The 26,168-nt window shown below is 67.1% G+C and carries 25 protein-coding genes and 1 pseudogene; 16 read left to right on the forward strand and 10 right to left on the reverse strand.

The window, feature by feature from the left end; all coding sequences use genetic code 11:
* From TPR58_RS17050 to TPR58_RS17060, 3 genes and pseudogenes are all read right to left on the reverse strand, one after another.
* Nucleotides 1-119: pseudogene (locus TPR58_RS17050) on the reverse strand (IS5/IS1182 family transposase); the annotation flags it as partial.
* A 93-nt stretch (nt 120-212) separates the two neighbouring features.
* Nucleotides 213-656, reverse strand: a complete 444-nt coding sequence (locus TPR58_RS17055) for a PH domain-containing protein (protein ID WP_346247940.1) — start codon at nt 654-656, stop codon at nt 213-215.
* A gap of 88 nt (nt 657-744) precedes the next feature.
* On the reverse strand, nt 745-1,230 hold the full coding sequence (locus TPR58_RS17060; protein WP_346247941.1) for a copper chaperone PCu(A)C: 486 nt from the start codon (nt 1,228-1,230) through the stop codon (nt 745-747).
* 159 nt (nt 1,231-1,389) lie between these two features.
* On the opposite strand from TPR58_RS17060, the gene dnaK reads away from it, so the two are divergent.
* The 3 genes from dnaK (at nt 1,390) to TPR58_RS17075 (ending at nt 5,096) form a co-directional block, all read left to right on the forward strand.
* Nucleotides 1,390-3,297 carry a molecular chaperone DnaK gene (gene dnaK / locus TPR58_RS17065; RefSeq protein WP_346247942.1) on the forward strand — a complete coding sequence of 636 codons (1,908 nt, stop codon included), beginning with the start codon at nt 1,390-1,392 and terminating at the stop codon, nt 3,295-3,297.
* 119 nt (nt 3,298-3,416) lie between these two features.
* Nucleotides 3,417-4,541 (forward strand): molecular chaperone DnaJ, encoded by a 1,125-nt coding sequence (gene dnaJ / locus TPR58_RS17070; RefSeq protein WP_346247943.1) that lies wholly within the window; start codon nt 3,417-3,419, stop codon nt 4,539-4,541.
* A gap of 174 nt (nt 4,542-4,715) precedes the next feature.
* The gene (locus TPR58_RS17075) at nt 4,716-5,096 is read left to right on the forward strand and encodes a glycine zipper 2TM domain-containing protein (protein ID WP_346247944.1); all 381 of its coding nucleotides are present in this window, start codon (nt 4,716-4,718) and stop codon (nt 5,094-5,096) included.
* Between the two features lie 102 nt (nt 5,097-5,198).
* Here TPR58_RS17075 and TPR58_RS17080 read toward each other — a convergent pair whose 3' ends face one another.
* From TPR58_RS17080 to purB, 3 genes are all read right to left on the reverse strand, one after another.
* A complete protein-coding gene (locus tag TPR58_RS17080; RefSeq protein ID WP_346247945.1) occupies nt 5,199-7,748 on the reverse strand; it encodes an HWE histidine kinase domain-containing protein in 2,550 nt (849 codons plus the stop codon).
* A 4-nt stretch (nt 7,749-7,752) separates the two neighbouring features.
* Nucleotides 7,753-8,298, reverse strand: coding sequence for a biliverdin-producing heme oxygenase (locus TPR58_RS17085; protein ID WP_346247946.1), 546 nt, complete (start codon nt 8,296-8,298; stop codon nt 7,753-7,755).
* Nucleotides 8,299-8,415: 117 nt separating this feature from the next.
* Complete coding sequence (purB, locus tag TPR58_RS17090; protein ID WP_346247947.1) at nt 8,416-9,726, reverse strand: adenylosuccinate lyase; 1,311 nt, start codon at nt 9,724-9,726, stop codon at nt 8,416-8,418.
* Between the two features lie 186 nt (nt 9,727-9,912).
* Here purB and TPR58_RS17095 point away from each other — a divergent pair, with 186 nt between their 5' ends.
* Both TPR58_RS17095 and TPR58_RS17100 read left to right on the forward strand, forming a co-directional pair.
* Nucleotides 9,913-10,194, forward strand: coding sequence for a hypothetical protein (locus TPR58_RS17095; RefSeq protein WP_346247948.1), 282 nt, complete (start codon nt 9,913-9,915; stop codon nt 10,192-10,194).
* Between the two features lie 252 nt (nt 10,195-10,446).
* Nucleotides 10,447-11,001, forward strand: coding sequence for an EF-hand domain-containing protein (locus TPR58_RS17100; protein ID WP_346247949.1), 555 nt, complete (start codon nt 10,447-10,449; stop codon nt 10,999-11,001).
* Between the two features lie 145 nt (nt 11,002-11,146).
* On the opposite strand, the gene radC is transcribed toward TPR58_RS17100, so the two are convergent.
* Nucleotides 11,147-11,827 carry a RadC family protein gene (gene radC / locus TPR58_RS17105; RefSeq protein ID WP_346247950.1) on the reverse strand — a complete coding sequence of 227 codons (681 nt, stop codon included), beginning with the start codon at nt 11,825-11,827 and terminating at the stop codon, nt 11,147-11,149.
* 190 nt (nt 11,828-12,017) lie between these two features.
* Here radC and TPR58_RS17110 point away from each other — a divergent pair, with 190 nt between their 5' ends.
* The 10 genes from TPR58_RS17110 to recN all read left to right on the forward strand — a co-directional run bounded on the left by TPR58_RS17110 (nt 12,018) and on the right by recN (nt 23,283).
* Nucleotides 12,018-12,335 (forward strand): AtpZ/AtpI family protein, encoded by a 318-nt coding sequence (locus tag TPR58_RS17110; RefSeq protein WP_110151778.1) that lies wholly within the window; start codon nt 12,018-12,020, stop codon nt 12,333-12,335.
* Between the two features lie 39 nt (nt 12,336-12,374).
* Nucleotides 12,375-13,157 carry a F0F1 ATP synthase subunit A gene (locus tag TPR58_RS17115; RefSeq protein ID WP_346247951.1) on the forward strand — a complete coding sequence of 261 codons (783 nt, stop codon included), beginning with the start codon at nt 12,375-12,377 and terminating at the stop codon, nt 13,155-13,157.
* Between the two features lie 47 nt (nt 13,158-13,204).
* On the forward strand, nt 13,205-13,432 hold the full coding sequence (locus TPR58_RS17120; RefSeq protein ID WP_044330387.1) for a F0F1 ATP synthase subunit C: 228 nt from the start codon (nt 13,205-13,207) through the stop codon (nt 13,430-13,432).
* Between the two features lie 52 nt (nt 13,433-13,484).
* Entirely contained in the window at nt 13,485-13,976 is a 492-nt protein-coding gene (locus TPR58_RS17125; RefSeq protein ID WP_346247952.1) for a F0F1 ATP synthase subunit B family protein, read from the forward strand.
* Complete coding sequence (locus TPR58_RS17130) at nt 13,969-14,601, forward strand: F0F1 ATP synthase subunit B family protein (protein ID WP_346247953.1); 633 nt, start codon at nt 13,969-13,971, stop codon at nt 14,599-14,601. Before TPR58_RS17125 ends, TPR58_RS17130 begins: the two co-directional genes overlap by 8 nt.
* Nucleotides 14,602-14,762: 161 nt before the next feature.
* On the forward strand, nt 14,763-16,685 hold the full coding sequence (gene uvrC / locus TPR58_RS17135; RefSeq protein WP_346247954.1) for an excinuclease ABC subunit UvrC: 1,923 nt from the start codon (nt 14,763-14,765) through the stop codon (nt 16,683-16,685).
* Nucleotides 16,686-16,801: 116 nt separating this feature from the next.
* Nucleotides 16,802-19,603, forward strand: coding sequence for a DUF3857 domain-containing protein (locus TPR58_RS17140; RefSeq protein ID WP_346247956.1), 2,802 nt, complete (start codon nt 16,802-16,804; stop codon nt 19,601-19,603).
* A gap of 56 nt (nt 19,604-19,659) precedes the next feature.
* Nucleotides 19,660-20,613 carry a polysaccharide deacetylase family protein gene (locus tag TPR58_RS17145; protein ID WP_346247957.1) on the forward strand — a complete coding sequence of 318 codons (954 nt, stop codon included), beginning with the start codon at nt 19,660-19,662 and terminating at the stop codon, nt 20,611-20,613.
* Nucleotides 20,610-21,557, forward strand: coding sequence for a GNAT family N-acetyltransferase (locus TPR58_RS17150; protein WP_346247958.1), 948 nt, complete (start codon nt 20,610-20,612; stop codon nt 21,555-21,557). The genes TPR58_RS17145 and TPR58_RS17150 overlap by 4 nt, the downstream gene beginning before the upstream one ends.
* A gap of 64 nt (nt 21,558-21,621) precedes the next feature.
* Nucleotides 21,622-23,283, forward strand: coding sequence for a DNA repair protein RecN (gene recN / locus TPR58_RS17155; protein WP_346247959.1), 1,662 nt, complete (start codon nt 21,622-21,624; stop codon nt 23,281-23,283).
* A gap of 4 nt (nt 23,284-23,287) precedes the next feature.
* On the opposite strand, the gene TPR58_RS17160 is transcribed toward recN, so the two are convergent.
* Genes TPR58_RS17160 through TPR58_RS17170 form a run of 3 tightly spaced genes read right to left on the reverse strand, consistent with a single transcriptional unit; the run spans nt 23,288 to nt 25,451 of the window.
* Entirely contained in the window at nt 23,288-23,581 is a 294-nt protein-coding gene (locus TPR58_RS17160; protein ID WP_346247960.1) for a winged helix-turn-helix domain-containing protein, read from the reverse strand.
* 11 nt (nt 23,582-23,592) lie between these two features.
* On the reverse strand, nt 23,593-24,231 hold the full coding sequence (locus TPR58_RS17165) for a hypothetical protein (RefSeq protein ID WP_346247961.1): 639 nt from the start codon (nt 24,229-24,231) through the stop codon (nt 23,593-23,595).
* Nucleotides 24,228-25,451 carry an acyltransferase family protein gene (locus TPR58_RS17170; protein ID WP_346247962.1) on the reverse strand — a complete coding sequence of 408 codons (1,224 nt, stop codon included), beginning with the start codon at nt 25,449-25,451 and terminating at the stop codon, nt 24,228-24,230. Before TPR58_RS17170 ends, TPR58_RS17165 begins: the two co-directional genes overlap by 4 nt.
* 281 nt (nt 25,452-25,732) lie before the next feature.
* Between TPR58_RS17170 and TPR58_RS17175 the strand changes: the two genes are divergently transcribed.
* Nucleotides 25,733-26,110, forward strand: a complete 378-nt coding sequence (locus tag TPR58_RS17175; RefSeq protein WP_346247963.1) for a hypothetical protein — start codon at nt 25,733-25,735, stop codon at nt 26,108-26,110.
* The last annotated feature ends 58 nt before the right edge of the window (nt 26,111-26,168 follow it).

Below are 26,168 nucleotides of genomic sequence, written 5' to 3' on the forward strand. Positions count from 1 at the left end.
GCCGCCAGCGCCGCGTTGGTTATCTCCCGGATCCGTCGGAGCGGGTGATCCGAACGTATCCGGGACTCCACATCGACATACGAGAATAGCGCTCCCGTGCGTTCGTCTGATCCGCGCATCCCACCCTCCAGCCGGATTAGTGAATCACGATCATCCCGCTCACGCCAGTGACTTCTTCAACAGCCTGCTAGATCCGTCGCGGCGACGTCCGTTCAGAATTCTTCGCGGACCATGTCGATCTCCCGCACGCCGCGATTGCGCCGCGCCGCGTTGACCAGGTCGCGCAGCGTTTCGCGCCGGGCCCGCGCCTGGTCGACGTCGCGGATCACCAGGTCGCCGTCGCGCGTGGTCTCGTCGGAAGAGGCGATGGTGATCGTGCCGATATCGGCCCATTGGTTGATCAGCGTGAAATCGATGCGGACATCCTTCACCCGGTAGAGCTCGATCTCGTCGATCGACTTCACGAAGATGCCCTTGTGGAGGATCAACCGGTCCTCGGTCACTTCATAGGTCGTCGAGAGATTCGCGATCCACTTCACCAGGATGATCACGAGACCGACCAGCACGAGGCACAGCAGCAGCGTGCCCCAGCCGGCCAGGCTGCCGCGCAGCCAGCCCCAGGTCGAAGAGCGAAAGCGGTCGATCACGTTCGGCATGCGCTGACTCCCAGGCTGCATCGACACCAGGATAACGTCCCCGCCGGAGGCTTCAACCGTTGCGGGCTCGGTCGCCGCGCTCGCCCGCTCAGTCGCGCGGCGCCGGATCGCCTGCCGCGACCACGATCGCCTTGACCTCGATCGTCTTGCCGTCGGCGAAGCTGAGGATGATCGGCGCGCGCTCGCCCGGCTTTACCGCGGGACCGATGTCGTAGAGCATCACATGCTTGCCGCCCGGCGTGAACTCGACCGTGCCGCGGGCCGGCACCGCCACGTCCTTGACCGGCTGCATCGACATGGCACCGCCCTTCATTCCGGCATGGCCGTCATGCGATGCGGCACCGCCGCCGTCGCTGCTCATGGTCTCGTGCAATTCGGCCCGCACCGCGAAGGGGGCTTTCACCGCTACCAGGGTCGTCGCAACGCTGCCGCCCCGGATGGTGAAATAGGCGGCGCCGGGGTTGCCCGACACCGCGGGCAGCCGCACCCAGGCGCCGTCGGCCCTGGTCTCGGCGGGCTGCTGCTGGCACGCAGCCAGCATCGTCAGTGCCACGATCCCCGCAAAAGCACGCATTTCCACGCTCTCCCAATCCGGGAAACGCCCTAGATCGGCATCCGCCTTGCGGCAAGCGGAAGCCCACCTATATCGACTTCCGGTTAGCGCCTGCACCGCCTCTTCTGGGGTGCGGGCCGGTTTGAATTGCAATTCGTAGTGAGGGGCCAACGAGGGACCATGGCTAAAGTAATCGGTATCGATCTCGGCACGACCAATTCGTGCGTTGCGGTGATGGAGGGCGGCAAGCCCAAGGTCATCGAGAATGCGGAGGGTGCGCGCACCACACCGTCGATCGTCGCGTTCGCCAAGGATGGCGAGCGTCTGATCGGCCAGCCGGCCAAGCGCCAGGCGGTGACGAACCCCGACAACACCATCTTCGCGGTGAAGCGCCTGATCGGCCGTCGATTCGACGATCCGGTGACCAAGAAGGACACCGAACTGGTGCCCTACACCATCGCGCGCGGCCCCAATGGCGATGCCTGGGTCACGGCAGGCGGCGAAGACTATTCGCCCAGCCAGATCTCGGCCTTCATCCTGCAGAAGATGAAGGAAACCGCCGAGAGCTATCTTGGCGAGACGGTCACCCAGGCGGTGATCACCGTTCCCGCCTATTTCAACGACGCGCAGCGCCAGGCGACCAAGGACGCCGGCAAGATCGCCGGCCTCGAGGTGCTTCGCATCATCAACGAGCCGACTGCGGCAGCGTTGGCCTATGGCCTGGAAAAGAACGACGGCAAGACCATCGCCGTCTATGACCTTGGCGGCGGCACGTTCGACATCTCTGTCCTGGAGATCGGTGACGGCGTGTTCGAGGTGAAGGCGACCAATGGCGATACCTTCCTGGGTGGCGAGGACTTCGATTCGAAGATCGTCCAGTTCCTGGCCGACGAGTTCAAGAAGGCCGAGGGCATCGACCTCACCAAGGACAAGCTCGCGCTGCAGCGCCTGAAGGAAGCTGCCGAAAAGGCGAAGATCGAGCTGTCGTCGGCGCAGAGCACAGAGGTGAACCTGCCCTTCATCACCGCCGACGCCAACGGGCCGAAGCATCTGGTGAAGACGCTGACCCGCGCAGAGCTGGAGCGTCTGGTCGAGGAACTCGTCCAGCGCACGCTCGAGCCGTGCCGCAAGGCGCTGGCCGATGCCGGCGTCAAGTCCGCCCAGATCGACGAGGTCGTCCTGGTGGGCGGCATGACCCGCATGCCGCGCGTCCGTCAGGTCGTGAAGGACTTCTTTGGCAAGGAGCCGCACACCGGGGTGAACCCCGACGAGGTCGTCGCGATCGGTGCGGCGGTCCAGGCCGGCGTGCTCCAGGGCGACGTCAAGGACGTGCTGCTGCTCGACGTGACCCCGCTGTCGCTGGGCATCGAGACGCTGGGCGGCGTCTTCACCCGGATGATCGACCGCAACACCACGATCCCGACCAAGAAGTCGCAGACCTATTCGACTGCTGATGACAATCAGCAGGCGGTGACGATCCGCGTCTTCCAGGGCGAGCGCGAGATGGCGGCGGACAACAAGATGCTGGGCCAGTTCGACCTGGTCGGCATTCCCCCGGCGCCGCGCGGCGTGCCGCAGATCGAGGTCACGTTCGACATCGACGCCAACGGCATCGTCAACGTGTCGGCGCGCGACAAGGGCACCGGCAAGGAACAGCAGATCCGCATCCAGGCCTCGGGCGGGCTCAGCGACTCGGACATCGATTCGATGGTCCGCGACGCCGAGCAGTTCGCCGAAGAGGACAAGAAGCGCCGCGCCGCGGCCGAGGCACGCAACAATGCGGACAGCCTCGTCCACACGACGGAGCGTCAGCTTCAGGAGAATGGCGACAAGGTCGATGCGTCGCTGAAGGCCGAGATCGAGGCGGCGATCGCCGAGACCAAGACCGCGATCGAGGGCGGTGACGCCGACGACATGCAGGCCAAGGCACAGAACCTTGCCCAGGTGGCGATGAAGCTGGGCCAGGCGATCTACGAGAAGCAGCAGCAGTCCGAGGCATCGCCTTCGGCAGAGGGCGCTTCCTCGGCGGCCGGCGGCGAGGATGTTGTCGACGCCGAGTTCTCCGAGGTGGACGACAACAAGGCGTAAGCCATGGATTTTCCGCGTCACTCCGGCTGTTGCCGGAACCCGGGGGAGGACGGCGTATCGGTCCTCTTCCCGGGCCCCGGCTCCGGCCGGGGTGACGGCGGAAGTGTTGCGGGGCGGGTATGACCACCGAAGTCGATTTTTACGAATTGCTCGAAGTCGAGCGCACGGCGGACGAGGCGACCCTCAAGTCCGCCTATCGCAAGCTCGCGATCAGATATCATCCGGACAAGAATGCCGGGTGCAAGGATCACGAGACGAAGTTCAAGGCCATCAACGAGGCCTATGACTGTCTGAAGGATCCCCAGAAGCGCGCGGCCTATGACCGGTTCGGCCATGCCGCCTACACCAAGGGCATGGGCGGTGCCGGCGGATTCCATGGCGGGGGCCAGGATTTCGGCGGGTTCAGCGACATTTTCGAAAGCGTCTTCGGCGAATTCATGGGTGGCCGCGGCGGCCAGCGCCAGCAGCGCCGCGGTGCCGATCTCCGCTATGACATGGAGATCGATCTCGAGGACGCCTTCCACGGCAAGCAGACCGAGATCACGATCGACGTCTCCGCGCCCTGCGACGGCTGCGACGGCTCGGGCGCGACCCCGGGGACCCAGGCGAAGACCTGCGGTCAGTGCAACGGCCATGGCAAGGTGCGTGCCCAGCAGGGCTTCTTCATGGTCGAGCGGACCTGCCCGGCCTGTCACGGCCAGGGCGAGGTGATCCAGGATCCGTGCACCCGCTGCCGCGGCGACGGCCGGATCGACAAGACCAAGACGCTGAGCATCAACGTGCCGCCGGGCGTGGACGATGGCACCCGCATCCGCCTGAGCGGCGAAGGCGAGGCCGGTCAGCGCGGGGCGCCCGCCGGCGACCTGTACATCTTCCTCCATGTCGCCAAGCATGCGCTGTTCGAACGCGAGGGCACGACGCTTCATGCGCGCGCGCCGATCAGCTTCACGACTGCGGCGCTCGGGGGCGAAATCGAGATCCCCGATCCGTCGGGGACGCGGCATACGATCCGCATCGCCCCCGGCACCCAGAGCGGTCGGGAAGTGCGCCAGCGTGGCGCCGGCATGCCGGTGCTCCAGGGCCGCGGACGCGGCGATCTGGTGGTCCATATCGAGGTCGAGATGCCGAGCCGGCTGACCGCGCGCCAGCGCGAGTTGCTCGAGGAATTCCGCGCGACCGAGACCGGCGAGGAATGCCCGGAAGCGACGGGCTTCTTCGCCAAGCTCAAACAGGCGCTGGGCTAATTTCCTTTCTTTAGGGGCGTTCCCGGTGGGAGCGCCCCTTTTCGTATCACCGGTCGATGGCGTTCGTTTCGCTGAACGAACGCTGTCGATCGAGTTCAGACTTCGCTCAACCCGACTCGCCTAATTCTTCCTCACACACGGCGACGACGCCGAAAAATTCAGAGGAGAAAAACCATGCGAAAGATCCTTCTCGGCCTCACGGCCCTCGCAGTCGCAGTTCCCTCGGTCTCGATCGCGACCCCGGCCTCGGCGCAGAATTATGGTCGCTACGAGCGCGACTATCGCGACGGCCGCTATGATCGCCGTTATTCGCGCCACGACGATCGTGGCTATTACAATGGCCGCTCATGGCGCGGTCGGGACGGCCGTCAATATTGCCGCCGTTCGGACGGGACCACCGGTCTTCTGGTCGGCGCAGTCGGCGGCGCCCTGGTCGGTCGCACGATCGACACCAGGGGTGACCGCACCGTCGGTACCGTTCTGGGCGGCGTCCTGGGCGCGCTGGCAGGCCGCGAGATCGATCGCGGTGGCAGCAGCGGCCGCCGCTGCCGCTAACTCGGGCTCCTTGGCCTGAACGGGAAGGGTCCGGTCGTCTCCAGCGACCGGGCCCTTTCTCGTTATGCGTCAGGGCAGGGTGGCGCGGCTGGCCGCAGCCGCTTAGCCCAGCAGGCGCTTCAGCGCCGATGCGATGCTGGCGCGGGTATAGGGCTTCTGGATCACGCCGGCCTCGGCATGATCGTCGGGCAGCTTCAACTGCTCGCCATAACCGGTGGCGAAGATATAGGGGACGCCCGCGGCGCGCAGCGCGTCGGCGATCGGCAGGCTGGTTTCCTCCCCCAGATTGACGTCGAGCAGGGCGACCTGGAACGTGTCGCGGGCAATCTCGTCCAGCGCGGTCGAGATGTTGGCAGCGGTCACGACGCGATCCGCGCCGATCTGCGCCAGGATATCCTCGGCATCCATCGCGATGATCAGGCTGTCCTCGACCAGCAGCACGACGCCCGACAGCACCTTCTCTTCCGGCGACCCCGCGACCGCCTGGGCGGGGGTGGGCCTCAGCGACCGGGGCGCCTCGTCAAAGGCGATATGCCGCGACGGGATGCAGAAATGCGCCTCGACTCCCGTCAGTGGATAGCGAACCTCGGCCGTGCCGCCCAGGTCGTAGGGGATCGACCGCTGAATGATGGTGGTGCCGAATCCCTGGCGCTTGGGCGGCTGGACGGCGGGGCCGCCGCGCTCGTGCCAGTCGATCAGCAGGCTGCCATCCTCGTCCAGTCGCCACTGGACCGAGATCGATCCATTGTCGCTCAACGCGCCATATTTGGCGGAGTTGGTCATCAGTTCGTGCAGCACCAGTGCCACGGTCGAAAAGGCGTGCGGATGCAGCAGCACCGGCTCGCCATCGGCGTGAAGCCGACCGGCCTTGCCCGCCAGATAGGCCGCGGCTTCGGTCTCGATGAGCCGGGCGAGCGGGGCAGGGGACCAATTGTCCTGGGTGATCTGGTCGTGCGCGCGGGCCAGGCTCTCGATCCGGCCTTCCAGCAGGTTGATCATCTCGCTCGCATCGCCGTCGGGATTGCGCGACTGGCGCACCAGGCCGCGGATCAGGCTCAGGATATTGCGCACGCGGTGGTTCAGCTCCGCGATCAGCAATTCCTGCCGCTCGGAAAAGCGCCTGCGCTCTTCCTGGGCGTCGTCGGACAGGCGCAGCACCACCTCGATCAGCGAGGCGCGCAGCATTTCGGCCACGCGGACCTCGGCCTCCAGGAACGGCTCCGAACGGCCGCGTACTTCCTGACTCCAGGTTTCGAAGCTGTTGCGTGGCGTGAGGCGCGGACCGTTGGGGCCAAGGATCGCAGGCTTGTGCGGGTCGCCCGCCCATTTGACGGTGCGAATCCGTTCCTGCCGGAACAGGAGCACATAGTCGCGCGGCGACCGGGAGATCGGGATGGCAAGCAGCCCCGCCGCGATGTCGTCGAACTCGGCCGCCTGCGGGATCGTGCCGGCAATGTGATCGGTGGCATAGATCCGACCCGCCGCCATTGCGTTCAGCCGGCGGACCAGCAGCGGGAAGGCATCGGGCGGCGGCGTCATCCCCGACCGTGCCAGCCGCCCGTCGATCCAGATGCCGATGCCGTCGCACGGCACCGTCTCGCGCAGTGAAGACCCCAGCCATTCGGGATTGTCGAGCAGCGACGAGTCCTTTGCGACCGCGGCGAGCAGCCGGTCCGAATTGGCGCGGGCGCGTTGTTCATAGCCCGACATTTCCTTGCGCTCGCGGCTTTCCAGCTTCAGCCCGAACATCTGCCCGAACAGCTCGGCGATGCTGCGGCGTTCGAAGCCGGGACAGCGCCCGCCCGAATAATGGTGGCAGGCGAACAGGCCCCACAACCGCCCTTCGACGATGATCGAGATCGACATGGAAGCGCCGACGCCCATGTTCCGCAGATATTCGATATGGATCGGCGAGACCGAGCGCAGGACCGACAGCGACAGGTCGATCGGCGCGCCGGTCTCGTCCAGCCGCGGCAGGACCGGCACGGGTGCCGCCTCGACATCGGCGATGATGCGGAAGGGCGTGCGCAGATAGAGTTTGCGCGCCTGTTGCGGAATGTCGCTGGCCGGATAGCGAAGGTCGAGAAAGCTCCCGATGCCGGCGCGCGCCGCCTCGGCGACGACGACGCCCGACCCGTCCTGGTCGAATCGATAGACCATGACCCGATCGAACCCGGTCAGCGCGCGGACCTGGCGTGCGCCTTCGCGGTAGAAGGCGGCGGCGTCGGTGGTTTCGTCCAGGCGACCCATCATCGCGCGGATTGCGCTCGCCGCGTCCGACGCGCCTTCCTCATGGCTTGGCTCGCCTTCGACCAGGATGGTGTCGCCGGTCATGTGTACCGCGAAATCGAACCGCCGGCCGTCGGGCAGATGCAGGCCGAACAACCGCTCGACGGCGTCGGGTCCGCGCAGCATCGTCAGGCGATTGCGGATCGCATGGGTGACCTGGTCGCCCAGATACTCGGTCGCGTGCGTCCCCAGCGCGTCGTCAGCCGCGATGCCCAGATACTGTTCGAGATTAGAAGAAGCGCGGCGGACCAGCCAGTCGGTAGAGAGGGCAAGCAGGAATCCGAGCGGCTGAATGGCGCCCAGCTCGTGAATCGGCTCGCGGTCGCAATTGGTCAGATCGACTTCGAATTCGCCTTGCGCCAAACCCTTATCCCTTCAGCCAGCGCTCACCGGAGCGCTCGAACGCGGCAAAGGCCTCCTGGGCTGCGCCAATGGCGGACTTCATAGCTTCGGCGTCGTACAGGATCAAATCCAGCCGATCCAGCAATTTACGCCAGTTTCCAGGTGCTTGATCTGCATCAAGATAGGCGCGCGGAAAGCCGTCCGGGACCCGTCGCGCCAGGAACCGCCCGCCCAGCCGCGACCCTTCCAGAACATAGAGTGCACCGGCGATCTGGCCATCGCCGGCAATCGCCATCGGCGTGGGCGAAGGGGTGTTCGGCACTGCCTCGCCGAGCTGTGCCAGATCCTGGCGGATCGCACCGCTGCGCCGCCGCGAAGGCCAGTCGTCGATCAGCCGCTCGACGCCGGCGGCATCCAGTGCGGCTTCGATTGGCAGGAATGCCTCGGCATGCGCCTGAAGAAATGCGGCATAGCCGGCGGCGTCGCCCAGGTCATAGCTGCTGAACGCGGCATCGACGCGCTCATGCGAGGACGCGGTTGCGTCCCGCAACGCGGAATGGGCGGACATCATGCGACGAAACGAAGGATCACGAGGAACACGCTGACCCAATGATCGGGGGCTTGAAACCGTTCCTCGACGAGCAGTCGGGGCGCCGCGGGTTCGATGCGGACTCGGGGCGCCGCCGGATCATGCGAAGACGCGCTCGAAGATCGTGTCGACATGCTTGAAATGATAGTCGAGGTCGAACCGAGCCTCGATTTCCGCGGGCGACAGCGCAGCCGTGACTTCCTCGTCCGCCTTCAGCAGTTCGAGCAGCGACAATTGCCCGTCCGATTCCCAGACCTTCATCGCGTTGCGCTGCACCAGGCGATAGGAATCCTCTCGGCTCACGCCGGCCTGGGTCAGGGCCAGCAGCACCCGCTGCGAATGGACCAGCCCGCCCATCCGATCGAGATTCTTCTGCATCCGCTCGGGATAGACCAGCAGCTTGTCGATCACCCCGGTCAGCCGCACCAGCGCGAAGTCGAGGGTGATGGTCGCGTCGGGACCGATATAGCGCTCGACCGAGGAATGGCTGATGTCGCGCTCGTGCCACAGCGCGACATTCTCCATCGCGGGGATGGTGGCGCTGCGCACCATGCGGGCAAGTCCGGTCAGATTCTCGGTCAGGACCGGGTTGCGCTTGTGCGGCATCGCCGAAGATCCCTTCTGGCCGGGGGAGAAATACTCCTCGGCCTCCAGCACTTCGGTCCGTTGCAGGTGGCGGACTTCGACCGCCAGCCGCTCGATCGAGCTGGCGATCACGCCCAGCGTCGCGAAGAACATCGCGTGCCGGTCGCGCGGGATCACCTGGGTCGATACCGGCTCGACCGACAGGCCGAGCTCGCGCGCGACATGCGCTTCCACGCGCGGATCGATATTGGCGAAGGTCCCGACCGCACCCGAGATCGCGCAGGTCGCGATGTCGGCACGTGCGGCGACCAGCCGCTCGCGGTTGCGCTTGAACTCGGCATAGGCCTCGGCAAGCTTCAGGCCGAAGGTCACCGGCTCGGCATGGATGCCGTGGCTGCGGCCGATCGTCGGGGTCAGCTTGTGCTCCAGCGCCCGGCGCTTCAGCACCTCCAGCAGCGCGTCGAGATCGGCAAGCAGGATGTCGCTGGCGCGGGCAAGCTGGACCGCCAGGCAGGTGTCGAGCACGTCGGAGCTGGTCATGCCCTGATGCATGAAGCGCGCCTCGTCGCCGACATTCTCCGCGACCCAGGTCAGGAACGCGATCACGTCATGCTTGGTGACTGCCTCGATCGCGTCGATCGCGGCGACGTCGATCGCAGGCTTGGTGTTCCACCAGGTCCACAGCGCCCTGGCGGCGCTTTCGGGAACGACGCCGAGTTCCGCCAGCGCATCGGTAGCGTGCGCCTCGATCTCGAACCAGATGCTGAACCGGGTCTCGGGGGACCAGATCGCGGTCATTTCCGGACGCGAATAGCGGGGAACCATCGGCGGGCCTTTCGGTAAGTGGTCGGTTCGTCGCGCGCCCGTACCGGCGCGCGGTTCGGGCGCCCCCTAACAAGGACGAGCCGCCTGGGAAACAGGGAACGGCAGGCTAATCGTACCGGTTCGAGGATGCGGCAGGGGTATTGGGCATGCGTCGGGGTAGGCGCATGCGAGCTACGGGAGCATATCATGTTGAAATCCATTCTGACCGCGTCGGCGCTTTTTGCGGCCGTCCCTGCCTTTGCGCAGTCGACCGAGCCCGCCGATACGGCAGCGCCTGCGCAGCAGCAGGAACCGACCGCACCCGCGGAGCAACAGGCTCCGGCGGAGGCTGTTGCTCCGGCTTCCGAAGCGGATGCTTCCGCGACGACGCAACCGGCACCGTCCGATCACGTCGCGACCGAAGAGGCTGCGGCGACCCCGCCGGAGCATTCGGCCGGCGATCACAGGAAGAAGCGCAAGTCGCATTGATCAGCGGCGCTGGAGCAAGATTTTCGGCCGTCGGGATGACCTCCCGGCGGCCGTTTTGCACCGTGAAACCAGCATTCGCGCGTGACATGGATGTCACAGCAGAAGCGAAATGCGATGAAATGCTCGAAGGGGGCGATAAGTTGAATAACGACTTGAAACCTACTGGATCGTGCATAGTTGATAGGCTCAAGATGTAGAGATCTTCGTCGGAAGACTTATTGATCAACCATTGGTCGCGAAAGGAAATAGGGAATGCTCAAATATATTCTTCTTGCAACTAGTGTCGCAATAGCCTCGCCGGCACTTGCCCAGGAAACTCCGGCTGCGGATACTACCGCGCCGGCCCAGGATGCGCAGACGGCGACGCCGACTGCCCCCGCTCAGGACGTGACCGGTCAGCAGGCTCCGGCCCAGACCGCTCAGCCGGCCACGCCGCAGCAGCCGACTCAGCCTGCGACGCAGACGGCGCAGCCCAGCCAGCCGGCACAGCCGGGTGCGCAGCCCGCACAGTCGGCCCAGGCGCAGCCGTCCTCGGCGCCCGCTACCAGTGAGGATCAGGTCGCCCAGGTCGTCAACGCCGAGTTCGCCAAGTTCGATGCGGACAAGAATGGCACGCTCGACAAGACCGAGTTCGCGGCATGGATGAACGTGCTTCGCAAGGCGTCGGATGCAAGCTTCCAGCCGGAGGCGCCCGCCAACCAGCAGTGGCTGACCCAGGCCTTTGCCCAGGCGGACACCGACAAGAATTCGACCGTCAGCTCGACCGAACTGACCGCATTCCTGACGCCGAAGACGACGCCGTCCTAAGCGTCTCTCCCCGAACGGGGTGATTATTTCTCCGATGGCGGTCGCCGGCTTTCTCCCCCGGCGGCCGCCTTCTTATATATGTGGTCAGGTGAGCGCAGGCCGGTGCCGGGTCGAGATCGTTCTTTCGCGCGTCTCGAACGGTCTTTCAGATCAGGCCTTGCGCTCTCAGGCTGGCATGGCCGTTGCGGCCGATCACGATGTGATCGTGCACGCCGATATTTAGCAATTTGGCCGCCGCCGCGACCGCGCGCGTGATCTCGATGTCGGCGCGGCTGGGTGACGGATCCCCCGACGGGTGGTTGTGCACCAGGATCAGCGCCGCCGATCCCAGTTCCAGCGCGCGCCGGATCACTTCGCGGACATAGACCGGCGCCTCGTCGACCGACCCTTCGTTCATCAGTTCGTCGCGGATCAGCATGTTGCGCGAATTGAGATGCAGCACGCGCACCCGCTCGATCGTGTGATGCGCCATGTCGGCGCGCAGATAGTCGAGCAGGGCCTGCCAGTTCGACAGGACCGGCTGTTCCCTGACCTCGGCGCGCAGCAGCCGCAGCGCCGTCGCCTGCGCCGCCTTCAGCGCCGCGACGCTGGTCTCTCCCATGCCCTCGATCCGCGCGATCGCCTTCGCATCCGCCGCGAAGAGGCCGCCGATGCCGCCGAATTCCTCCAGCAGCTTCTTGGCAAGCGGCTTGGTGTCGCGCCGCGGGATCGCCAGCGCCAGCAGATACTCGATCAATTCATGATCGAGCAGCGCGTCCGGGCCGCCGTCGAATAGTCGCTGTCGCAGGCGCGCGCGGTGGCCGTTATTGTCGGGAGCGTCGGACATGGTCCCGATGTATCCCAGCTTCGCCGGTTCGTCATGCCGTCATCCCATCGCGACGGCGCTGCGGCCCGCCGCGCGGGGCATGCGCTGTTGACTCGGACTTCACCCCTTCCTAAAGCGCGCGTGCCTTGGCGGGCTCGCCGCTTGGTTCATGCGCTTGGCCTGTGCCGGAAACGGCTGGAGGAGAAGAGCAATGGCCGAAAACGAGCCCGGATCGGAACCCCTTCAGGAGGATGCCCGCCTCAACTCGCTCGACGCGAGACTGCGGCAGGCAAAGTCCGATGAAGCGGTCAGGACCGGCGAGGCACGGGGCAAGGGCGATGACGGATACCGTCTCGGCAACCGCGTGCTGGCGGAACTGATCGGGGGAATGGTCGGAGGGGCCGTGGTCGGCGGTGCGCTCGACTATTGGCTGGGAACCTCGCCATGGCTCCTGCTGGTGCTGCTTTTCCTCGGAATCGCCAGTGCTTTCAGGAACATCATCAGGATTTCAAACCAGCGCTCGAAGTAACCTTCGGGCGCTTTGGTTACAGGACGGAACGGATCGCACGTGGCTGCTGAATCAGGCAAGATCGACCCGATGCACCAGTTCGAGGTGCAGACGATCTGGGACGGCTTCTCCATTGCCGGCCATCAGATCGCCTTCACCAATTCGGCGCTGTGGATGGTCGCGGCCGTCGTCGTGCTGTGGGCATTCATGCTCGGCGGCATGAAGCGGCAGCAGGTGCCGGGTCGTTGGCAGATGCTGGTCGAGAACTTCACCGGCTTCGTCGTGAAGCTGGTCGATGACAATATCGGCCATGGCGGGCGCAAGTACGTCCCCTACATCTTCTCGCTGTTCATGTTCATCCTGTTCGCCAATCTGCTCGGCCTGCTGCCGCTGGGCATCCTCGGCGTCCACCCCTTCACCTTCACCAGCCATTTCACCGTCACCGGTGCGCTGGCGATCATGAGCTTCTCGATCGTCCTGATCGTCGGCTTCTGGAAGCATGGCCTGCACTTCTTCAGCCTGTTCGTGCCGAAGGGTACGCCGCTGCTGATGGTGCTGATCATCTTCCCGATCGAGCTGGTGTCGTTCCTCTTCCGCCCGTTCAGCCTCGGCCTGCGACTGTTCGTCGCGATGATCGCGGGGCACATCCTTCTCAAGGTGCTGGCCGGCTTCGTCATCAACTCGGCCAATGCCAGCCCGATCTGGGGCGGCGTGGTCGGCGTGCCCAGCTTCGTGCTGATGGTCGGCGTGTCCGCGCTCGAAGTGCTGGTCGCGGGCATCCAAGCCTATGTCTTTGCGCTGCTGACGTCGCTGTACATTCACGACGCCGAGCATCTGCACTGAGTTTCCAGATTACCTACCAACCGAAATACACGCAGGAGTGAATTGAAATGGACGCAGAAGCAGCAAAGCTGATCGGTGCAGGTCTCGCGGCGATCGGCGCCGGCATGGCCGCCATCGGTGTGGGCAACGTCTTCGGCTCGTTCCTCGAGGGCGCGCTGCGCAATCCGGGTGCGGCTGACGGCCAGCAGGGCCGCCTCTTCATCGGCTTCGCGGCTGCCGAGCTTCTCGGTCTGCTCGCGTTCGTCGTCGCGATGATCCTGATCTTCGTCGCCTAACATTCTCCGTTCGGGCCGGGTTCGTCCCGGCCTGCATCGGGACAGGATAGAAATGCCTCAGATCTCACAGCTCGCCGAGACGTTCGCGTCGCAGCTCTTTTGGCTGCTGCTGACGTTCGGCATCGTCTTCTTCGTCATCGGCCGGGGCATGGCGCCCAAGGTCCAGGCGACGGTGGATCAGCGCGACAAGACCGTCGCCGACGATCTGGCCGCAGCCGAAGCCGCCCGCGCTGCCGCCGATGCCCAGGAAGAAGCGTGGCGCGTTCGCGAGAATGCGGCGCGCGAAGCTGCCCAGAAGCGCGTGGCCGAGGGCCGGGCGACCGGTGCGGCTGCAAGCGAGAAGACGCTTGCCGCGGCCGATGCGCAGATCGAGGCGAAGGTGACGGCTGCGGAAGCGCAGATTGCGGACGCGAGCGCCGCCGCTGCCGCCCAGATCGAAGTGGTCGCCGCCGAGGCCGCGCAGGATATCGTCGCCCGCATCGCCGGAACGACCGTCAGCGCGACCGAGGCTCAGCAGGCAGTGAAGGCGGTGCTCCATGGCTAACCCGCAGGTTTCGGCCGATCCGGTCGCGCAGAATCTGAGCGAAGCCAAGCATGGCGAGGGCATGCCCGTGCCGGATACCGGCACGCATGCCGTGACGATCGAGCATAGCGGCCCGAGCGAATCGCATCCCGATCCCTCGGTGTTCGGGCTCGACGCGACCGTCTGGGTCTCGATCGCGATGGCGGTGTTCATCGGCATCCTGATCTGGAAGAAGGTGCCCGCGCTGATCACGCGTGGTCTCGACGGCCAGATTGCGGCGATCCGTGCGAGGCTCGACGAAGCCAAGGCGCTGCGCGCCGAGGCCGAGGCGCTGCGCGACGAATATGCCAGGAAGATCGCGGGCGCCGAGGCGGAGGCCCAGGCGATGCTGCAGCATGCCGATCAGGAAGCTGCGGCGCTGATCGCCAAGGCGGAAGCCGATGCGCAGGACCTGACCGCGCGCCGCGCCAAGATGGCAGAGGACAAGATCGCCGCTGCGGAGCGTGCGGCGATCGCCGAGGTTCGCGCTCGCGCTGCCGATGCGGCGGCCCGCGCCGCCGCGGCGATCATCGCCGAGAAGCATGGCGCCGCCGCCGACAAGGCGCTGGTCGACCAGTCGATCGCCGGGCTCGGCCGGATCAACTGACCGGGCCGCTTCGGCGGACCGAAAAAAGGGGCGAGACGGGATGCCGTCTCGCCCCTTTTTCGTTGGGCGTGCCTTCCGCGCAGCGGGACCGGCGATACAATCCCCGGAAAAGTCGATCGGGCGCTGGCCGTGGGCGGTGACGATGCCTAAATCAGCCGGGCATGTCCGACCCCAATTCCCCCAATCGATTCAACGAGGAAAAGGCGACCTACGCGGTACGCGGCAGCGAGACGCCCGATCTCGATGCCGGCGTGGCCGCGATTCGCAACGTGCTGAAGACGCTGCCGGCCCGCCCCGGCGTCTATCGCATGCAGGATGCGCGCGGCGACGTTCTCTATGTCGGCAAGGCGCGCGCGCTGAAGAACCGGGTGACCAACTATACCCAGGTCCAGCGGCTGTCGAAGCGGCTTCAGCGGATGGTCGCGCAGACGCGCGCCATGACCATCGTCACCACCAACAGCGAGGCCGAGGCGCTGCTGCTCGAGGCGCAGCTGATCAAGCGCTATCGACCGCCCTACAACGTCCTGCTGCGCGACGACAAAAGTTTCCCCTTCATCCTGCTTCGCCGCGACCATGAGTTTCCCCGCGTCCAGCTTCACCGCGGCGCGCGACGGGCAAAGGGCGACTATTTCGGCCCGTTCGCGGGGGCGGGACAGGTGCGCAAGACGCTCAACGCGCTGCAGAAGCTGTTCCTCCTGCGCTCGTGCACCGACGGGTTCTTCGCCACGCGCGACCGGCCATGTCTGCTGTATCAGATCCGGCGCTGCTCGGCGCCGTGCGTCGGCCGCATCGATCCGGCGGGCTATGACGAACTGATGCAGGACGCGCGCGACTTCCTCCAGGGCAAGTCGACCAAGGTCCAGGCCAAGCTGGGCGAGGCGATGCAGATCGCTGCCGAACAGCTCGATTTCGAGCAAGCCGCGGTGCTGCGCGATCGGTTGAAGGCGCTCACCTTCATCCAGGGCAGCCAGGCGATCAACGCCGAAGGGATCGGCGACGCCGATATCTTCGCGCTCGCCTGCAAGAGCGGAACGATGGGCATCCAGGCGTTCTTCATCCGTGGCGGCCAGAATTGGGGGCATCGCAGCTTCTTCCCGGCGCACACCAACGAGGTGCCCGAGGACGAGGTGCTCGCCGCCTTCCTGATGCAGTTCTACGAGGAGGTGCCGCCGCCGCGGACGATCTTCGTCGACCGCGACCTCGACGATGCGAAACTGCTCGCCGAGGCGCTGGCCGAGCGTGCGGGGCACAAGGTCGCGATCGGCGTTCCCCAGCGCGGCCCGCGTCGCCGCCTGCTCGACCAGGCCAAGCGCAATGCGGTCGAGGCGCTTGACCGGCGGCTTGCCGAGGGCACGACCCAGGCGCGGCTGCTGGCGGAGGTCGCCGACCTGTTCGAGCTGCCCGAGCCGCCGCAGCGGATCGAGATCTACGACAACAGCCATATCCAGGGCACCAATGCCTTGGGCGCGATGGTCGTTGCCGGGCCCGAGGGGTTCATCAAGAACCAGTATCGCAAGTTCAACATCAAGCGCGCCGAGACCGTTCCGGGCGACGATTACGGCATGATGCGCGAAGTGTTCGAGCGCCGCTTCAGCCGCGCCCAGACCGAGGATCCGGACCGCAGCCAGGGCGACTGGCCCGATCTGGTGCTGATCGACGGCGGCCGCGGCCAGCTGAACGCGGCGATGGGCGTGCTCGAAACGCTCGGGATCGAGGATGTCTGCCTGGTCGGCGTCGCCAAGGGCCCCGATCATGGCCGCGAGGGGCGCGAGGTGTTCCACCTGATGGACGGGCGCGAGATCACGCTGCCGGTCAATTCGCCCGTCCTGTTCTATCTCCAGCGGCTTCGCGACGAGGTGCACCGCTTCGCGATCGGCGCGCACCGGGCGAAGCGGACCAAGGCGATCGGGGCCAGCCCGCTCGATGAGGTGCCGGGCATCGGTCCGGCGCGCAAGAAGGCGCTGCTGATGCATTTCGGCACCGCCCGCGCGGTCCGCGCCGCCAGCCTGGAGGACCTGCAGCGCGCGCCCGGCGTGTCCAGGGCGATGGCGCAGCAGCTGCACGATTTCTTCCATGCCCGCTGACCGCGCCGCCGAACCTGCACCGTAAATCCCTCGAAACCCGATCCAAAAACCACCGTTTCGGCGCTTGTCGTCCGGCCCGTCGCGGCTAGGATCGTCGAATTGGATTTGGGGGCATCATGATCGGTCGTTTTCTGCTGCTGCTGGCGGCACTGCTGTCCATGGGCGGGATTGCCCATGCGGGGGACAAGCCGCTCTACGCGCCGGTGCCTGCATGGGTAACGCCCGCGCCGGCGATCGATGCGACCAAGCTGAGCGATCAGGATCCGATCATCCTGCGTTTCGACCAGCAGCAGCGGGTCGAGAAGGATCAGGTCGTCGCCTATTCGGACCATGCCCTGCGCGTCGCGACGTCCCAGCTGGCGACCCAGCTCGGCACGCTGCAACTCCCCTGGATGCCCGAACAGGGCGACCTGACGATCCATGCGGTCCAGATCCTGCGCGGTGGCCAGACGATCGACATGCTGGCCAAGGGCGCGCGATTCACGGTCCTTCAGCGCGAACAGAAGCTGGAACAGGGCTTCATCAGTGGCATGCTGACCGCAACGCTGACGATCGAGGATCTGCGCGTCGGGGACGTGCTGCGCGTCGTCGCCAGCATATCGAGCCGAGATCCTGCGCTCGGCGGACAGGTCCAGTCGATCGCGGCATTGCCCGCCGCACCGATGCCGGTCGGCTTCGGCCGCCTGCGCCTGCTCTGGCCGACGGGCAGCCCGATCCTGTGGCGCGCGCATCTCAAGGGCCTTGCCGTCACCACCAGCGAGAAGGATGGCTGGCACGAAACCCTGGTCGCACTGCCCGCGCCGAAGCCGGCCGATCTGCCGGACGACGCCCCGGCGCGGTTCCAGCCGCTGCCGCTGCTCGAACTCAGCAGCTTCGCCGACTGGCGCGCGCTGTCGAAGACCATGGCGGTCCATTACCGCACTGCCGGCACGATCCCCGCGGGCAGCCCGATCGCAGCCGAGGTGGCGCGCATCCGCGCTGCATCCCCCGATCCCCGCACCCGCGCGGCGCTGGCGCTGCAGCTCGTCCAGGACCGGATCCGCTATCTGTTCCGCGGCATGGACAATGGCAATTACGTACCCCAGTCGCCCGAGCGCACCTGGTCGCTCGGTTATGGCGACTGCAAGGCAAAGACGATGTTGCTGCTCGCGATCCTGCGCGACCTCGGGATCGAGGCCGATGCCTCGCTGGTCAGCCTGACCATGAGCGACCAGGTGGCCCAGCGGCTGCCGGCACCCGCCGCCTTCGACCATGTGATCGTCCGCGCGGTGATCGATGGCCGCACCTTGTGGCTGGACGGCACCGGCCGTGGCAGCCGCCTCGCCGATCTGGACGATGTGCCGCCGTTCCGACATGCGCTGCCGCTGCGCGACGACGGCTCGGACCTGGTCGAGATGCCGATGCGCCTGGCCGCACGGCCGACGACCGAGTCCGACATCCAGATCGACCAGAGCGCGGGTATCCATTTTCCCGCGCCGTTCCGCATGACGCTGCGCACCCGCGGCGCCGATGTCGAGATGGTCGCGCTGGTCACCGGTGCCGCCGGCAAGGAACAGGCCGACCAGATGGTCGATACCCTGATCAATGGCCAGATCCGCGACTGGAGCAGCCTGGTGTACAGCCGGACGGCGAAGGTCGACGAGAAGACCGGGGTCCTGACCATCACGGCCGAAGGGCTGGTCTGGCCCAACTGGGTCTTCGAGGACGGCGTCTGGAAGCTGATGGTCGACCAGACGGTCGAGGGCGTCACCTTCACGCCCGATCGCGCGCGACCGGCGTGGCGCGAGATCCCGGTCTCGTCGGGCGCACCTTCCGATCAGGGCATCCGCACGACGATCCGCCTGCCGGGCAAGGGCGCGGGCTTCACGACGATCGGCAACCAGACGCTGCCGGCCTCGCTGGGAGCGGTCGTCCTGTCGCGCAAGGCGGGGCTGGACGACGGATCGCTCGTCGTGGAGGACCGGATCAGCGCCGGCCTTCGCGAGATCGCGCCGGCCGACATCGCGACCGAGCGTCGCGCCGTGGCCCAGGCCCGCACACGCCTGCTCAAGGCACAGGCTCCGGCGGACACGCCCCCGACATGGCGCGCGGTCGAACTTGCCCGCCGCGGCAAGGCGTTCGAACCGATCCTTGCGGGGTTCGATCGATACATCGCCCAGAAGCCCGACGAGGCTGGCCGTTACGACCTTCGAGCGGCATTCCTCACCGACGTCTATGACTGGCCGGGCGCACTGCGCGACTATGACAAGGCGATCACGCTCGAACCCACCCCGGCGCGCCACCTGACCCGCTCCTGGGTTCGGTACGTGATGAAGGACGACAAAGGATCGCTCGGAGACATTCGCGAGGCGCTGGAACTCGAACCGGGCAACGGCGCCGCCACGCGGGCTCTGGCCGAACGGCTGGCGCGGGACGGCAAGCTCGACGACGGTCTGACCCTGCTGGCCGAGCAGATCGACCAGGGCGGCGACGAGCGGAATGATTTCGTCGCGTCGCAGGCGTCGCTGCTCGGCGAGTTCGATCGGGGCGAGGAAGGCGTCGCCGCGCTCGATGCGGTAATCGCCAAGGCGCCGGGCAATGCCGGCCTGCTCAACAGCCGCTGCTGGCTGAAGGCGACCGCCAATCTCGCGCTCGAGTCGGCGATCAAGGACTGCACCAAGTCGATCGAGCTTGCGCAGGACCCCTCGGCGGCGCTCGACAGCCGCGGCCTCGTCTATTTCCGGATGGGGCGCTACGAGGAGGCGCTTGCGGACTTCGATGCCGCGCTCACCCAGAGCCCCAACATGACCGCCAGCCTCTATATGCGCGGCATCACGCTCAATCGGCAGGGCAAGAACGGAAATGCAGACCTGGCCGCCGCCCGGATGATGTCACCGCGCATCGACGAGGACTATGCCCGGTACGGCATCAAACCTTGATCACGCCGGAATGACCATTCGGAATTTCTTCACGCCCACTGGCTAGGACGGCGCGCATGACGCGCGTTTTCCTGACCATCGATGCCGAGCTGATGTGGCGCCACCACGTCGCCGGCCATGATGCGGAGACGATCCTGCGGCGCTCGCTCGATCCGGCGGGGGTCGGCATCGGCTGGCAGCTGGGCCGGCTGCACCGCCATGGCCTCAAGGCGGTCTTCTTCGTCGATCCGATGCCGTGCCTGGTCTATGGCACCGATTGGTTGCGGCGGCTGGTCGGCCGGATCCTCGAGGCGGGGCAGGAGGTCCAGCTTCACCTCCATCCCAATTGGACCGGCGCGCGGCGGGGCGATCGCGGGGCGGCGCATGCCGCGTTCGAACTCATCGACTACAGCTTTTCCGAACAACGCGACCTGCTGGCCGGGGCGTCCGACCTGCTGACCGCCGCCGGCGCGCCGCAGCCGATCGCCTTTCGCGCCGGCAGCTACGCTGCCAGCGACGACACGCTCCATGCGCTCGCCGCGCTCGGCTTCGCCTATGACAGCAGCCATAACGGGTCCGAACATCCCTGGCCCAGCGCGATCAGCCTTCCCGTGCGCCAGATTTCGCCGACGCGGCACCACGGCCTCATCGAACTCCCGGTAACCCTGATCGAGGATCGGCGCGGCAATCTGCGCCATTTCCAGATCTGCGCCCTGTCGATCCACGAGATGCGCGCCGCGCTCGATCATGCCGTGCGCGCGGGCCACGCCGCGGTCACCATCGTCAGCCATGGCTTCGAACTCGCCAACCGGGCCGGCACCCGTCCCAACCGGGTCCATGTCCGCCGGTTCGAGACGCTGTGCCGCCTCCTGGCCGATCGCAGGGCGGACCTGCCCACCAGCCATTTCGCCGACCGTCCCGCATTGCCGCTCGGCCGCTCCGACCTTCCGCTGGGACCCAGCCTCGTCCGGACCCGGCTGCGCCAGGCCGAACAATTCTGGTCGAACTGGGTCGAGGAGCGCGCCGCATGACCGCGATTGCCCAGATCGCCACCGCCACCGCCGCCGGCCCGGTCCCGCTCCGCTTCCAGATCGGCGCGCGCACGCTGATGGCGATCCCGCGCCGCCTGATGCGGATCCCGCTGAGCCTGGACGATGCGCGCACAGGGGCGGTGCCCCCGCTGCCGCCGCTGGATCGCGCCGCGCACGGCTATCTCGTCACCTCGCTGCCGGCCGACCGGGCGGATGCGCTGGTTCGGGCCTCGGGCAGCATGCTGCCCTTCGTCCGCCAGCGCTACACCCGCTGGTCGACCGACCTGACGATCGGCTTCGACGGCTGGTTCGCCGGTCTGTCGGCCAACACCCGCCAGCAATTGCGGCGCAAGACGAAGCGACTCGCTGCCGAAAATGGCGGCGTGCTCGACATCCGCAGTTTCCGCACGCCCGCCGAACTCGCGCGCTTCCACGCACAGGCGCGGCGCATCTCGCAGCGCACCTATCAGGAACGGCTGCTCGATTCGGGCCTCCCCGCGGGACCGGAGTTCCTGGCGGACATGATGGCGCGCGCCGCTGCCGACCATGTCCGCGCCTGGCTGCTGTGTCTTGATGGGGAGCCGATTGCCTATCTCTATTGCCCCGTCGTTGGCGACACGGTGGTCTATGCCCATGTCGGTCACGATCCTGCCTGCGACGCCCTGTCGCCCGGCGCGGTGCTCCAGCTCGAGGCGTTCCGCCGGCTGTTCGCCGAACCCGGCCTGGCGCGATTCGACTTTACCGAGGGGGAGGGGCAGCACAAACGGGGCATGGCGACCGACGGCGTCGCCTGTGTCGATCTGCTTCTGCTTCGGCCCGGGCTGGTCAACAAGGTGACGTTGCTCGGCATCGCCGGCTTCGACCGCGGCGTCGCGCTGGCGAAGCATCTGGTCCGGCGCGCGGGCATGTCGGCACTGGCGAAGCGACTGCGCCGCGGCGGCTGAATTGGCGCGATCGCCCGCACAAGGCAGCTTCCGTTCCCTTCCCGTTCCTGTATGAAGACGCGGCATGCTGACCGCGCTTTCCATTCGCGATGTAGTGCTGATCGAGGCGCTCGACCTCGAATTCGGCCAGGGCCTGGGCGTCCTGACCGGCGAGACCGGCGCGGGCAAGTCGATCCTGCTCGATGCGCTCGGCCTCGCGCTCGGCGCACGCGGGGAGAGCAGCCTGGTGCGCCAGGGCGCGTCGCAAGCAGTCGTCACTGCCAGTTTCGACCTGCCGTCGACCGGCGCCGTCGCCGAGCTGATGGCGGAGAACGGGCTCGACTTCGACACCGGCGAACCGCTGATCGTCCGCCGCATCGTCAAGGCCGATGGCGGCAGCCGCGCCTTCGTCAACGACCAGCCGGCTTCGGCCGGGCTGCTGCGCGACCTGGGCGTGCACCTGGTCGAGATCCACGGCCAGCATGACGATCGCGGCCTGCTGAACCCGCGCGGCCACCGTGCGCTACTTGACAGCTTCGCGCGCGCCGACACCGCCGCCGTCGCCGCGGCGCACCGCGCCTGGCGCGATGCGCAGGACGCGCTTGCCCAGGCCCGGGCCGAACAGGACAGTGCCGAGCGCGACCGCGAGTGGCTGGAACATGCCGTCGCCGAATTGCGCGCGCTGGCGCCCGAGGCGGGGGAGGAGGAAATCCTCGCCGATCGCCGGGCGGCGATGCAGCGCGGCGAGAGAATTGCCGGCGAGCTTCAGGGGATCGCCGAACTGCTCGAAGGGTCGGACGGCGCGCTGGCCCGACTGCGCCAGGCGGCGCGCATCCTCGAACGTGTCTCCGACGGCCATGACGGCCTGGCCGAGGCACTGGCCGCCGTCGATCGCGCGCTGACCGATGCGGGCGAGGCGCAGGATGCGGTCGATCGCACGGCCGAGGAGCTGGCGTTCGATCCTGCGGCGCTGGAGGCGGACGAGGCCCGGCTGTTCGAACTGCGCGGCATCGCGCGCAAGCACCGGGTCCAGCCCGACGACCTGGCGGCGCTTGCCGGGGAACTCGGCGCCAGGCTCGACCGGCTCGAAAGCGGCGGTGCCGGCATCGCCCGGCTGGAGACTGCGGTCCGCACGTCTCACGCCGCCTATGCGGATGCGGCCCGGGCGCTATCCGATCATCGCCGCCAGGCGGCTGCCCGGCTCGACGCCGCGGTCGAGGGCGAACTGCGCCCGCTCAAGCTCGACGCCGCTCGGTTCCGCACCATGGTCGAGCCGATGGCCGAGGCGCAGTGGAGCGCCGCCGGCATGGACCGGATCGAGTTCGAGGTGTCGACCAATCCCGGCGCACCCTTCGCCCCGTTGATGAAGATCGCGTCGGGCGGCGAATTGTCGCGCTTCATCCTGGCGATGAAGGTGGCGCTGGCCGAGGAAGGCGGCGCCCGTACGCTGATCTTCGACGAGATCGACCGCGGCGTCGGAGGCGCCGTCGCCAGCGCGATCGGCGATCGGCTCGCCCGCCTGGCCGGCACCGCGCAGTTGCTGGTGGTGACGCACAGCCCCCAGGTCGCCGCCCGCGGCACCCGCCACCTGCTGATCGCCAAGAGTCATGACGGGTTCGTGACCCGCACCGGCGTCACCCCGCTCGACCCCGCCGAGCGCCGCGAGGAAATCGCCCGCATGCTGTCCGGCGCGGAAATCACCGAAGAAGCGAGGGCGCAGGCCAGGAGGCTGATCGAACCGGCCTGATCCGTCAGCCGATCAGCTTCCCCAATGTTTCCAGATACGCCGCGAACGCATCGCGTCCCGCGGGCGTGAGCCGCGCCCGCGTCAGCGGTTTTCGTCCCGCAAAGCTCTTTTCGATCGCGATATAGCCGGCGTCCTCCAGCTTGCGCAGATGGACCGACAAATTGCCCTGCGTCGCCTGGAGCAGCGCCTTCAGCTCGTTGAAGTCCGCCGCTTCGGCATCGGCGAGATAGGCCATGATCCCCAGGCGCATGCGCCCATGGATCACGTCGTCGATCTGGCCGATGTCGAAGGCGGACATGATGGGCGTCGTCAATCGGGCGTTGCGGCGCGGGCGCTGCGCATCAGGATCCAGCCGGGCAGCGCCATCAGGCCCAGCAGCGCGAGCCCGATCAGCAGCACGAACCAGTGGATCAGCGCGCTGTCCCCGGTGCCGAGCAACAGGCCAAGTCCGACCGCAACCAGGAACCAGCCCGCCGACACCAGCCCCAGCCAGCCGCGACGCCGGATCGCGAAGGCGATGTACCACACGGTCCCCTGTACGACGCACACCATCATCGGGTGGAACAGGAAGATGCGGAACTCCCCCAGCCGCCAGGACAGATAGCCGAAGACGAATGCGGTGGTCATCGCGGCAAGACCGGCGCCGCCGAACGCGGCGTTCAGCGCGCGGGTGGCGACGCCGTGCTGGCTCTGGGCCTTGTCGCGCTGCATCAGCACGACCAGCAGGGTGATGAAGATCACCGTCGGCAGCACACCGACCGCAAGCTGCAGCCAGTCGGGCGCGGCCACGCCCAGCGCGAACAGCCACTGGACCAGGGATTGCAGGCCGTAGCACAGCCCGCCGGCGACCAGCGCGCGACCCAGCGACGCCTGCGCCTGCCCCCCTTCGGAGACGAGCGCGCGCACGAAGGCCAGGTCGTCGCGCGCGCGTTCGGTCGGGTCCCTCATGCCGTCTGCATCTCCAATGCCGCCGCCGGCCGGCGCCAGGGCAGCCTGCGCCCGTTAAGCCATGCCCCGATCCAGCTGTGGCGCACGAGCAGGTGATAGCTGGCGATCAGGATAAGGGAAGACGCCGCGACCACGAGCATCCATTTGACCAGCGCGGGCAGGGGCAGCGCGAACACCAGCACCTGCATCGCCATCACCACCGGCAAGTGGACGATGTAGATCCAGTAGGAGGCGTCGGCGAGGTAACGCACGGCGGGGCGTTCGCGGGTGAGGAAGCGAAGCGCCGCGCCGATCAGGCCGAAGGTCCAGCTCCACACCGCCAGCGCGTAGCAGAGCGCATAGACGGTCTGGTGCGTCCCGCCCGCCATCTTGACCACCGGAGACGTCGCGCCGAGCAGGACCAGGCAGGCAAGCGTCAGCGCGCCCGCCGCCGCGAGATGGATCGGCCACCAGCGCTTCATCAGGTCGAGCAGGACGGCCTGACGCTGCATCATCCAGCCAAAGGCGAAGGCGGTGCCATAGCCGGCAAGCGCGGCGGCATTGGGGACGAAGCCGGTATCGGGCGTGGGAATGCCGCCCCAGCCGAACCAGATTGGCTGCGCCGCCAGCGCGATCGCCAGCGGCGCGGCCAGCACCGCCGGAGCGATCGGGCTCGCCATCAGCGCGCGCATGGCGGCGTCGATCGCGCCGCCGGCCCGCCGGCTGCGGTCGACCGCACCTGCCAGCCCCCGAACCGCCAGCGCCGCGGCATAGAAGATCAGCAGCACGTACAGGAACCACAAATGGGTCAGCGGAAAGCTCGCCAGCGTGATCGGCGGCGGCGGTGGGGCATTGGTGGGAAGCACCCCGCCGTTCATCGCCGCAGAGCCCCAGACGAAGCAGGCGACGAGCCCGGCGGTCACCAGCGGCCAGAAGGCGAGCAGTGGCGCCAGGATTCGCGTCGCCCGGTTCCGGACGAACCCGGCGGTGCCGCGCCGTTCGACCAGAAGCCGCCCGAAATAGCCCGCGATCACGAAGAACAACGTCATGCGGAACAGGTGCGCGACGAATCCGAACGTCGCCACCGCTTCGCTCGGCACGTCGCGGACCACCCAGATCTGCGGCCCGGGCAGAAAGGACAGGCTGGCGTGAAAGGTCACCCCCAGCATCAGCGCGCCGGCGCGCAGCGCGTCCAGCGCGTGCAGCCTCGCTCCGGGGCGATCTTGGATCAGTGCGGTCATCGGCGCTCTCCCTCTGCCGAGCCCTCAACCGGCCCGACTCTACGTACGACTCGCGATATACATCAACATGTTTAAAATGCAAACCAGTCTATAGATTTCATATCTGAGGAGGTGTTGGGGCGGGAGGTTGGGTGAGCGGGGGGCGTTTCTGAACGAACGCTCCGGCCGCGACATATCTTGCGACACAAAAGCGGGTCGAGCGGCACAAGTCCGCGACACGGACGTTCGATACCGTCATTCAACCGCACAGGCGGTTCCGTTTTTCGAGTGAGGAGCACACCATGAAGAAGTTCACCCTGATGATCGCCGGCCTCGGCATCGCCGCCACCGCCATCCCCGCCACCGCAATGGCCGCTGCGCCCGCACCGGGCTATGGCTATGCCCAGGGCGGCGCATGGCAGAACATCAATGCGCGCCAGGCCCGCATCGAGAACCGCATCAACCAGGGCATCCGCTCCGGTGCGCTGACCCGTCCCGAGGCAGCCCGTCTGCGCAATGAGTTCCGCCAGATCTCGCGCCTCGAGAATCGCTACCGCGCCTCGCGCCCCGGCCTGACCATGGCCGAGCGTCGTGACCTGGATCGCCGTTTCGACGCACTCGAGCGCCGCATCCGGATCGAGCGCAACGACCGCAACCATCGCGGCGGCCACCGCCGCTGATCGCACCGCAAGGTGATGCACAGGGGCCCCGCCGGAAACGGCGGGGCCCTTTTGCCGC

This window comes from Sphingomonas rustica (assembly GCF_039652585.1).
GTDB classification, from domain to species: Bacteria; Pseudomonadota; Alphaproteobacteria; order Sphingomonadales; family Sphingomonadaceae; genus Sphingomonas; species Sphingomonas rustica.